Source organism: Microbacterium sp. ZOR0019, from assembly GCF_000800925.1.
In the GTDB taxonomy this organism is placed as follows: domain Bacteria; phylum Actinomycetota; class Actinomycetes; order Actinomycetales; family Microbacteriaceae; genus Microbacterium; species Microbacterium aurugineum.
In genome coordinates this window covers 38,330-48,971 of the sequence record NZ_JRKC01000043.1, presented here as the reverse complement: position 1 = coordinate 48,971, position 10,642 = coordinate 38,330, and the positions used below count along the sequence as shown (strand labels likewise).

The 10,642-nt window shown below is 70.6% G+C and carries 8 protein-coding genes and 1 pseudogene; 1 reads left to right on the top strand and 8 read right to left on the bottom strand.

What is annotated here, in order from left to right:
- Positions 1-48: 48 nt before the first annotated feature.
- The 7 genes and pseudogenes from paaK to dhaK form a co-directional block, all read right to left on the bottom strand.
- Positions 49-1,368, bottom strand: a complete 1,320-nt coding sequence (gene paaK / locus L978_RS09440) for a phenylacetate--CoA ligase PaaK (RefSeq protein WP_156118265.1) — start codon at positions 1,366-1,368, stop codon at positions 49-51.
- A 103-nt stretch (positions 1,369-1,471) separates the two neighbouring features.
- On the bottom strand, positions 1,472-1,825 hold the full coding sequence (locus L978_RS09435) for a hotdog fold thioesterase (protein ID WP_331437068.1): 354 nt from the start codon (positions 1,823-1,825) through the stop codon (positions 1,472-1,474).
- Between the two features lie 113 nt (positions 1,826-1,938).
- Positions 1,939-3,228: a sensor domain-containing protein gene (locus L978_RS09430; RefSeq protein ID WP_047522740.1), complete on the bottom strand. Its 1,290-nt coding sequence runs from the start codon at positions 3,226-3,228 to the stop codon at positions 1,939-1,941.
- Between the two features lie 145 nt (positions 3,229-3,373).
- Positions 3,374-5,044 (bottom strand): phosphoenolpyruvate--protein phosphotransferase, encoded by a 1,671-nt coding sequence (gene ptsP, locus L978_RS09425; protein WP_047522757.1) that lies wholly within the window; start codon positions 5,042-5,044, stop codon positions 3,374-3,376.
- A 108-nt stretch (positions 5,045-5,152) separates the two neighbouring features.
- Positions 5,153-5,887 (bottom strand): annotated as a pseudogene (locus L978_RS19290) (HPr family phosphocarrier protein); the annotation flags it as partial.
- Positions 5,887-6,528, bottom strand: coding sequence for a dihydroxyacetone kinase subunit DhaL (gene dhaL, locus L978_RS09420; RefSeq protein WP_047522755.1), 642 nt, complete (start codon positions 6,526-6,528; stop codon positions 5,887-5,889). The gene dhaL and the pseudogene L978_RS19290, both read right to left, overlap by 1 nt.
- On the bottom strand, positions 6,528-7,520 hold the full coding sequence (dhaK, locus tag L978_RS09415; RefSeq protein ID WP_047522754.1) for a dihydroxyacetone kinase subunit DhaK: 993 nt from the start codon (positions 7,518-7,520) through the stop codon (positions 6,528-6,530). The genes dhaL and dhaK overlap by 1 nt, the downstream gene beginning before the upstream one ends.
- A 158-nt stretch (positions 7,521-7,678) precedes the next feature.
- On the opposite strand from dhaK, the gene L978_RS09410 reads away from it, so the two are divergent.
- Positions 7,679-8,446 carry an IclR family transcriptional regulator gene (locus L978_RS09410; RefSeq protein WP_047522738.1) on the top strand — a complete coding sequence of 256 codons (768 nt, stop codon included), beginning with the start codon at positions 7,679-7,681 and terminating at the stop codon, positions 8,444-8,446.
- 20 nt (positions 8,447-8,466) lie between these two features.
- Here L978_RS09410 and L978_RS09405 read toward each other — a convergent pair whose 3' ends face one another.
- Positions 8,467-10,590, bottom strand: a complete 2,124-nt coding sequence (locus L978_RS09405) for a RecQ family ATP-dependent DNA helicase (RefSeq protein ID WP_047522737.1) — start codon at positions 10,588-10,590, stop codon at positions 8,467-8,469.
- Positions 10,591-10,642: the final 52 nt, after the last annotated feature.

Sequence of the window (10,642 nt, the reverse complement as noted above, 5' to 3'; positions counted from 1 at the left end):
CGGGAGCGGTGGCCGCGAGGCGTCGTGCTCGGCCACCGCTCCCGCGGGTCAGCGCAGGTCGTAGACGCGCTTGTACTTGCCCTCGCTCCGCGGCAGCGTGCCCGGCTCCTCGAGCTGGACGGCGACCGTGGAGCCGATGAACACCTTGATCCGCTGCGCGAGCACCTTCGCCGCGCTGGTGCAGGTCTCGACCGAGAGGTCGGGGTGCCGCTCGATACGCACGGTCATCGTGTCCATCCGGCCCTCCTTGGAGAGCTCCAGGATGAAGTGGGGGGTCAACTGCTCGATGCCGAGCACCAGTTCCTCGATCTGCGTCGGGAAGAGGTTCACGCCCCGCAGGATGATCATGTCGTCGTTGCGGCCGGTCACCTTCTCCATGCGCCGCATGCCGGGCCGAGCGGTCCCGGGCAGGAGCCGGGTGAGATCGCGGGTGCGGTAGCGGATGACCGGGAAGGCCTCCTTGGTGAGGGAGGTGAACACGAGTTCTCCGAGTTCGCCGTCCGGGAGCGCGGCCCGGGTCTCGGCGTCGATGACCTCCGGCAGGAAGTGGTCCTCCCACAGGTGCGGGCCATCCTTGGTCTCCAGGCACTCGTTGCCCACGCCCGGTCCCATCACCTCGCTGAGCCCGTAGATGTCGAGGGCGTCGATGCCGAGTCGCAGTTCGAGCTCCTGCCGCATCTCGTTCGTCCACGGCTCCGCTCCGAGCACCGCGACCCGGAGCGAGGTCGAGCGCGGGTCGATGCCCTGCGCGACCATCGCGTCCGCGATCGTCAGGAGATAGCTCGGCGTGCAGAGGATCGCGTCCGGCTCGAAGTCGCGGATGAGCTGCACCTGTCGCGCGGTCTGGCCGCCGGACATCGGGATGACCGTGGCTCCGAGCGCTTCGATTCCTGCGTGCGCACCGAGCCCACCGGTGAAGAGGCCGTAGCCGTAGGCGTTGTGCACTTTCATCCCCCGGCGGATGCCGCTGGCGCGCAGTGACCGAGCGACGAGCGATCCCCATCGATCGAGGTCGCCGCGGGTGTAGCCCACGACGGTCGGACGCCCCGTGGTGCCACTGGACGCGTGGATGCGAGCGACGTCCTCCATCGGAACGGCGAACATGCCGAACGGGTAGGTCTCGCGCAGATCGTCCTTCGTCGTGAACGGCAGCCGCTCGACATCGGCGAGGGTGCGGATGTCGTCGGGGCGCACTCCGGCGTCATCGAACTTGCGGGTGTACAGCGGCACGTTCGCATAGGCGTGGCGCACGGTCTGCTGCAGGCGGGTGAGCTGCAGGTGCTCGATCTCCGCTCGGCTCATGCGTTCCTCGGCGTCGAGCTCGTCGGCCGAGGGCGGGTGGATGCGGGTGGATGCGGCGGTCGTCATCGACACGGGAGACTCCATCGGCTCGGGGGTCAGAAGGTCTGGTTGGTGGTGCGCGAGCGGCCACGGAACTCCGCGACCGTGTCGCCGAGCTCATCGACCACGGTCACGTCATAGATGCCGGAGCGGCCGGTGCGAGTGCGGCGGAGGCCGTCGCGGTCAGCGTCTGCCCGGAGACCGTGGACTTCAGGAACGAGATGTCGGCGCCCGCGGCGACCGTGACCCGGTCGTCCTCGTTGCAGGCGATCGCGAACGCGGTGTCGGCCAAGGCGAACACGAAGCCCCCATGCGTGATGCGGAACCCGTTCGTCATGTCGTCACGCACGCGCATCGAGACCACGGCGTGACCGGGGTCGTCGCGCTCGACGACGAGTCCGAGTGCGGCCGAGGCCTGATCGCGCTCCATCATCGCGCGGTTCGCCCGCACTGCATCCGTGGTACGCGTCATCGCTTCCGTCATCGTCGACCTCCTCGTCGCGTGGTGTCGCGGCAGCGGTGCCCCGACAGGCTCATACTAACTGAACGATCGGTTAGTAATGAAGCCCGACGCGAAGATCGGTCTGCGAGAAGGCCTCAGCCGAAGATCAGCGGGTTGCGCAGGGTGGCATCCTCCAGCGTGATCCCGGTGATCACGGCGCCGTCGTCGCCGACCGAGTCACGGTCGAGACGGAAGCGCAGCGTCACACCCTCTCGGGTCGACCACTCGTAGAAGTACTCCCCCGATGAGACGATACGAAGGTCCGTACCTTCCGGGAATGCGGCGACCGCGGCGGACACCGGATCGCCGACCTTCACACCCTCGGCGGAAGGAAGTGCCGCTGCGTCATCCGCCCGATCACCGGCGGTGTTCGCGATACCCACGGTGAGGGCCGAGACCAGCGTCCCGCCTTCCTGCGTTTCGAGCAGCAGCGACGCGGACTCATCTGCGGCGATCAGTCGCGTCGGTCCCCCTTCCCACTCGGATTCCTGGATGCGGGCTCCGGGCACCGCCGCGATCGCCTCGTCGAGGTCGACGCCCAGATGCACCGGCCCGACACCCGCCGGAGTGATCTCCCAGGCGCTCCACGGCGCGGCCGGGTCGGCTGCCGCGGGCGTCTCGACGGGAGCAGGAGGATTCACCGTCAGCTCGTCGATCAGCATCCGCCGCGCTTCTTCCGCCCGGTCGCGCAAGAGCGCTGCGGCGGCCTCGGTGTCGAACGCCGGCTCGCCGGTGAACGGCTGCCACACCTCGACGATCACGTTCCCGACCGAGACGTAGCTCGTGTAGACGCTGTACCCACCACCCGTCGAGTAGGTGATGATCAGCGAGCCGGCAAGGGCTCGGATGCCGCCCTCGCCTTCTGCCGTCGAAGACGCGAAAGTGGCCGGTCCGCCGAACTCGAATTCGACGCACTGCGCCGCCGCATCGACATACTGATCCATTCGGGCCTTCGCGGCCTCTTCGTCGGCGAACTGGAGCACGTGGAGCCACCCGTCGCTCCCCTCCTCCGCCGTCGTCGTCCAGGTGACGGAGCGCGCACCGATCGACCCCAACGAGGTCTCGGCCGCGAGCGCGCTGCAGATCGCGGGAACAGGCTCGGGCCCACCTCCATCGGAGACCTGGATCAGGGAGGAGACCGCCGGGCTGACCTCTCCGACATCGGGGAGCATGGCCGCGATCTCGTCGGCACTCAGGAGGAACCAGTCCAGCTCGTCTCCGACGAAGGCGATCGGCCCCGCATAGGGATCGGGGGTCGGGGTGACCGGAGCGGCGCTGGGCTCGGGAGTCGATTGCGGAGTGGGCGCGCAGCCGGCGAGCGCCACCAGGACACCCACCGCCAGAGCACCGATCACGCTCTTTCCGACCGACAGCTTCTGCGACATGTGTCCCCTCCGACTCCTCTTCGGCGTCCGATCCGACACCCCGTTCCGACGAGCCTAGGGCGAGCCCGCCCACCGGCGACGAGCGCCCGGGATGTCGATATCGGAATGAGACGGTGAACATTCCCCGCCGGGCATGAATCCGGGGTCAGAGGACCTCGGCGTGAGCCTCCCCCGTCCTCGCCACCGCCCTCGCCTCGTCGACGGTGCGTGCGCCGAGCACCGCTTCAGCAGCCCGGCGGCAGTCCTCCTCGCTCACCACGGAGAGGGCCTCGGCGACGCGACCGAGCGACCGCGGAGTCATCGACAGCGAGGTCGCACCCAGACCCACGAGCACCGGGGCGAGTGTGGGATCGCTCGCGGCTTCCCCGCACACTCCGACGGACTTCCCGGCCGCCCTCCCCGCCTCGCCGACGATGCCGATCAGGCGCAGGACGGCCGGCTGCCACGGGTCGTTCAAGTCGCCGAGATCGCTCAGGAGGCGGTCGGCCGCGAGCGTGTACTGGGCCAGGTCGTTCGTCCCCAGACTCACGAAGTCGACCACCTCGAACAGCTCCGCGGCGATCAACGCGGCCGAGGGGGTCTCGATCATGATGCCCGCGCGTTCGATCCCCGCAGCACGAGCCCGCTCGGCGAACTCCCGCGCTTCTTCGACCGTCGCGACCATCGGAGCCATCACCTCGACCTGCGCCGACTCCGCTTCTGCCGCCCGTGCGAGCGCCCGCAACTGATCGTCGAGGAGCTGCGGACGACGACGCGCGATCCTCAGACCGCGGACCCCCAGGGCCGGGTTGTCCTCGTGATCCGCATTCGCGAACGGGAGAGGCTTGTCACTTCCGGCATCCAGCGTCCGAACGACCACCTTGCGGCCGGGGAAGGCAGCGAGCACGCCGCGGTATGCGGCGGTCTGTTCCTCGACCGATGGGGCGTCCGCCCGGTCCAAGAAGCAGAACTCCGTCCGGAACAGCCCCACGCCCTCCGCGCGCGCCGCCGCGGCGTTCACGGCGTCCGCGGCCCCTCCGACGTTCGCGAGCAGCGCGACGCGGTGCCCGCCTGCGAGACGCCCGGTTCCGTCGAACTCCACCGCGGTCGCCGCTGCCGCCGCTTCCGCGACCCGTGACTCCGGCGGGTCGACCTCGACCGTGCCGCGGCCGCCGTCGACGAGAAGCGTCGCCCCGACGGGGATGCCGACGGCGCCGGCCACACCGACCACCGCGGGAAGCCCGAGCGAGCGAGCGATGATCGCCGTATGGGAGGTCGGACCTCCCTGCTCCGTCACGAGGCCGACGCACCGCCCCTCGCCGAGCGTCGCCGTGTCGGCAGGCGACAGGTCGGTCGCGACGAGCACGAACGGCTCCTCACGCTCCGGCACCCCCGGCATGTCGACTCGGAGGATCTCGGCGATGATCCTGTCGCGCACGTCACGGATGTCCGCCGCGCGCTCCGCCATGCGACCGCCCAGTGCCGTGAGGCCCTTCTCGTGCGCCAGGCCGGTCTCCCACACGGCACGCGCGGCACTGCGCCCCTTCGCACGGACCAACGCGGTCGCCTCGGAGACCAGCTCGGGATCGGAGGCGAGCAGCCGCGACGCATCGAGGATCGCCCGCGCCTCCCCCGTGGCCTGCGCGGTGCGCGTCCGCAGTTGGTCCGCCACCGCCACGGCCGCCCATTCGATCGCCGACACTTCGGCATCGCGTTCCTCCACCGCGATGACGGTGTCCGCATCGGGTTCGGCGACGGCCGGCGCGAGGCGCACGACGGGGGCCGCGACCCGACCGGGGCTCACCCCGCGTCCGCGCAGCACGGCACCGGAGGCGATCGTGACCGGGGCATCCTCGACAGCGGCGGAGCTTTCGGTGGGGGCAGCCGGGGCGGGTGCGGGCGCTGCCGCGTCGGTTCCCTCGCCGAACCCGTCGTCGAACAGCGCGGACAGCCGCTCCGCCACGGTGGCTGCCTGCGCCCCTCTCACCGTCAGTTCGATCTCATCGCCCTGCCGCGCGCCGAGGACGAGGAGACGCGAGAGGCTCGCCGCCGACGCATCGGGTCCGTCGGGAAGTCGTCGCAGCCGCACCTCCGCCCCTGCGGACGCCTCGGCGATCAGGGCGGCGGGGCGTGCGTGGAGCCCCTGCGGATTGCGCACCCGCACACGACGCACGAGCGCCTCGCCTGCGTCCTCGACCGCGGAGGACGACGCAGCATCCGATGAATCCGTCGCGGAATCGGGTGCGGGCGCGGCGTCGTCCGGGACGCCGAGCTGCCCGGTCTTCGCCCCGAGCGCGGAGGTCGCCTCGGACGCCACCGCATCCAGGTCGCCCCCCGCCGCGGCCGAGACGACGGCGGCGAGCAGCCCCTCCACGAACGGCGCGGGAGCGAGCCGGACCGGCACGGCACTCGCGCGCAGTTCGAGCGCGAGTTCCGCACTCAGCACCGCCGACCCGAGGTCCATCAGGACCAGGACTCCCTCGCAGTCCGCAGCCAGCTCATCGATCGCCGCGGCCACCGCCACGGCGTCCGTTCCGAGGACCGGCACGCCGTCGCCGTCCACGCCAGCGCCCGCGGCCACCCGCACGCGCACACCGGGACCCTGGACCATCTGCAGGGCAAGCTCCAGTGCCGCCTCCCCGAGCCGTGCGCTGTGGGAGACGGCGACGATACCGATCATCAGGCGCTGCCCGCGACCGCCGCGGCGAGCGTGTCGAAGAGGATCGCCGTGGACGCCGCCCCGGGGTCGAGGTGACCGGCGCTGCGCTCGCCGAGATAACTCGCCCGTCCCTTGCGTGCGACCAGCGGCAACGTGGCGTCTCGGCCCTTCTCTGCGGCATCGGCCGCCGCGGTGACGGCGTCCGCGACGGTCGAGCCCTCAGCGAGCGCGGCGTCCATCGCATCGACGGCCGGCGCCATCGCATCGAACATCGTCTTGTCCCCCGCTTCGGCCTTGCCCCGCGCGACGATGCCGTCGAGCCCCGCACGCAGCGCGGTCGCGAGGGCAGGGCCGTCGAGCTCGGACACCGCGCCCGCGGTCATCCCCATCCGCAGGAAGAAGGTGCCGTAGAGCGGCCCACTGGCCCCACCGACGGAACTCACCAGGGTCATGCCGACCGTCTTCAGCAGCTCATCGATCGTTCCGGGTGCGCCCCCTGCGAGCTTCTCGCCGACGGCACTCATCCCTCGGGCCATGTTCGCACCGTGATCGGCGTCGCCGATGGCCGAGTCGAGTTCCGTGAGCCAGTCACGCTTCTCGGTGACGGCCGTGCCGAACCGGGAGACCCAGTCGGCGAGGACGGCGGTGTCGACAGCAGCCATCAGGCGCCCCACCGCAGACCGGGGGTGTTGACCGGCGCGTCCCACAGACGCAGCAGCTCGTCGTCCGCCTTGAGCACGGTGACCGAGCATCCCGCCATGTCGAGCGAGGTGATGTAGTTGCCCACGAGGTTCCTGGCGATCTGGACCCCGGACTTCTCGAGGATCGCCGCCACCTCGCCGTACATCAGGTAGAGCTCGATGAGGGGTGTCGCGCCCATGCCGTTGAGCATCACGATCGAGGGGCCGGTGGCGTCGAGGTCGGCGAGGATCGGCTCGACGAGCTGCCGCGCGATGTCCGCCGCGGGGGCCAGTGGTTCACGGTGACGGCCCGGCTCACCGTGGATGCCGATGCCGATCTCCATCTGATCGTCCGGCAGATCGAAGGTGGGCTTCCCTGCCGCGGGCACGGTGCAGCTGGTGAGCGCCATGCCCATCGAGCGGCCCTGCCCGTTGATCTTCTCGGCCAGCGCGACGACGGCGGCGAGATCGCGGCCCTCCTCTGCGGCGGCACCCACGAGCTTCTCGAGCAGCACGGTCAGACCGACACCGCGACGCCCCGCCGTGTACAGGGAGTCCTGCACCGCGACGTCGTCGTCCACGGTGATGCTGCCGACCTCGATCCCCTCCATCGAGGCGAGCTCGGCGGCCATCTCGAAGTTCAGCACGTCGCCCGTGTAGTTCTTCACGATGTGGAGCACACCGGCCCCGCGATCCACGGCCTTGGTGGCCACCTGCACGCGGTCCGGCGTCGGGGAGGTGAACACCTCTCCGGCGACCGCGGCATCCAGCATCCCGGTTCCGACGAAGCCGCCGTGCAGCGGCTCGTGACCGGAGCCGCCCCCGGAGACGATCGCGACCTTGCCCTGTGCCTTCGGCGTCGCGCGAGTGATCACGTGGTTCTCGAGGTCGACGGAGAGCTCGGGATGAGCGAGCGCGACCCCTCTCAGAGATTCGACGAGAACATCTTGCGGGGCGTTGATGAGCTTCTTCATCATTCGATCTCCTTTGATCCTTCGTGGTCTCTTTCGCAAAATCCGAAAGGAATTCGTTAATGTCGAATATGCTCGGAGCCAGCCGGGTTGTCAAGATCATTCCTGAAGCCCGGCTCCACTGACACCGGCTCGACGACGCACCGGAAGGAGGGCTCCCCGTGATCCAGGCGATCGACCGCGCGGCGAAGATCCTCGAACTGCTCCAAGGAGCACGCCATCTCGGCATCACCGACCTCGCCGCAGCGCTCAGCCTGCCGCCGTCGACCGTGCACGGGATCGTCAAGTCGTTGCGCGCGCACGGGCTCGTCGCGAAGGAACGCGGGGGCCAGCGCTACATGCTCGGGCCGACGCTCCTGCGCCTGAGCAACGTGTACCTCGACACCCTCGATGTGCGCGCGCGGGCGATGCGCTGGACGCAGGAACTCGCACGGCGCACGAACCTCTCGGTGCGGCTGGGCGCCCCGCACTTCACCGATGTGCTCGTGATCCACCACAACCTGCGCCCCGACGACAGCCAACAGATGCTGGAGACCGGGGTCGCGATTCCCGCGCACGCCTCGGCGATGGGCAAGGTCCTGCTCGCCTACGACCAGGGCTTCCAGCAGAGCGTCTTCGAACAGCCACTGCGCAGCCTCACCGGCGACACGATCACCGATGTCGCACGGTTGACCCTGGAGCTGCCGTCGATCGCCGAGCGCGGGACCGCCGGTGAGTTCGACGAAGCCGTGCTCGGGGAATCCTCGCTCGCCGCACCGGTCGCCGATGCCTCGAACGACATCGTCGCGGCCGTCGCCGTGGTGCTGCCCACCTCGCAGACCCCGGCCTCGGACGCGATCCTCAACGCCCTCCGGGAGACGGCCCGCAACATCTCACGCGAACTCGGTGCCACCACCTGGCCGCCGCGCGTCGCGCCCGCCGACGACTGACCGCCGCCGACGGGCCCGCGTCACCCGCGCAGCGCCAGCGCGAAGGGCAGCACCTCGGTCGCCCCGGCCTGTCGGAGCACGCGGGCCGCGACCGTCATCGTCCACCGGCTGTCCACCAGGTCATCCACGACCAGCACGGGCCCCGACGGTATCTCGAGGTGCTGAGCGCTCAAGCGATCCCAGAGTCCGGCGAGACGGAAGACGCTGTTCCCGCCCGGTCCGCCGGAGGGCCCGCCGCCGAGGGGCTCGAGCGCGCCGAGGTACGGCAGGCGCCCGACCTGGGCGAGACCGCGGGCGAGTGAATCGACCATCACGGGGTGCGAGCGCGATGGCAGAGCGACGACGGCGACCGGCCGCTCAGCCCACCCCCACCCCGCGAGCACGCGGATGCACGCCTGGAGCAGTTGAGGAGTGACCTCGGTGTCGGGGGCGCCCGCGGCGAAGACCTCGCGCAGAGCCCCTCCCCACCCCAGATCGGTGAGGCGCGCCAGCGCCCGCCCCTCGCTCGCCTGCTCGTCGGCGGGGATCCTCCCCTTGACCGGCACCTCGAGCCGGTCGGCGCCGGTCGGCCAGGCACGACGGGGCTCGATCGGGACACCCACCCGGTCGAGGGACTCCGCGGCCTGCGAGCTCGCGGACTCCCCGACCTTCTTCGGGAACCATCCGCCTGCACAGTTGTCGCACCGCCCGCACGGCGCAGCCGTGTCATCGTCCAGCGCCCGCTGCAGGAACTCCATGCGGCACCCGTCGGTCTGCTCGTACTCGATCATGTGCTGCTGCTCGGCGAGACGCTCGGCGGCGATCCGTTCGTAGCGCTCCGCCTCATAGCTCCAGGGCTCTCCGGTGGCCACCCACCCGCCCTGCACGCGCCGGACCGCACCGTCGACGTCGAGCACCTTGAGCAGCAGTTCGAGAGGCGTGCGGCGGATGTCGACCATCGCCTCGAGCGCCGGTGTCGAGATCGGTGTGTCACCGAGGGCGCCGATGACCCGCTCCGCGCGCTCACGGTCGGGCATCGACGCCGTCGCGAAGTAGTGCCAGATGTCGCGGTCTTCGACGCCCGGCAGCAGCAGCACGTCGGCGCTCTCACTCGCACGACCGGCACGGCCGACCTGCTGGTAGTACGCCACGGGTGACGACGGAGCACCGAGGTGCAGCACGAAACCCAGATCGGGTTTATCGAACCCCATCCCCAGGGCACTCGTGGCCACCAGCGCTTTGACCTCGTTGCGCTTGAGCAGCCCTTCGGATTCGGCGCGTTCCTCGGTGTCGGTCTGCCCGGTGTAGGCGCGCACGTCGTGACCGTGGTCGCGCAGCAGGCGGGCGGTGTCGACGGCGGCCGCGACGGTCAGCGTGTAGATGATGCCGGAGCCGGGGAGGTCGTCGAGGTGGCTCAGCAGCCAGGCGAGGCGGCTCGTCGAGTCGCGCAGGCGAAGCACACCCAACCGCAGCGATGTGCGCGCGAGCGGTCCGCGGATCGTGAGCACCGGTTCGGCGGCCGCTTCGCCCGAGGGCTGGAGGGCGCCGAGCTGCTCGGCGACGTCGGCGACGACGCGGCTGTTCGCCGTGGCGGTGGTCGCGAGCACCGGCACGTCGGCGGGCATCTGCGCGATGAGGTCACGCAGGCGTCGGTAGTCGGGACGGAAGTCGTGCCCCCAGTCGCTGATGCAGTGCGCCTCGTCGACCACGAGCATGCCGATGCGACGCACCAGCGCGGGGAGCTGCTGCTCGCGGAACGCGGGATTGTTGAGCCGCTCGGGTGAGACAAGCAGCACGTCGACCTCGTCGCGGTCGAGCTGCGCGAGCACGTCGGTCCATTCATGGGCGTTCGTGGAGTTGATCGCGACGGCCCGGACGCCGGCCCGTTCGGCGGCGGCGATCTGGTCGCGCATGAGTGCCAGCAGCGGCGAGACGAGCACCGTCGGTCCGGCCCCCTGCCTGCGCAGCAGAAGCGTCGCGACGAAGTACACCGCCGACTTCCCCCACCCCGTGCGCTGGACCACGAGCGCCCGGCGGCGCGCCTCGACCAAGGCCTCGATCGCCTCGTATTGGCCGTCGTGGAAATCGGCGTCGGGGCGGCCGACGAGTTCGCGCAGTGCGGCGAGTGCGGGCTCGCGGGTGTCGGCGGAGACGGAGGAGGTCATGTCCCCACTCTGCCCCACGCCGCCGACACGGTCGGCGGTCCCGTCGTCTAGC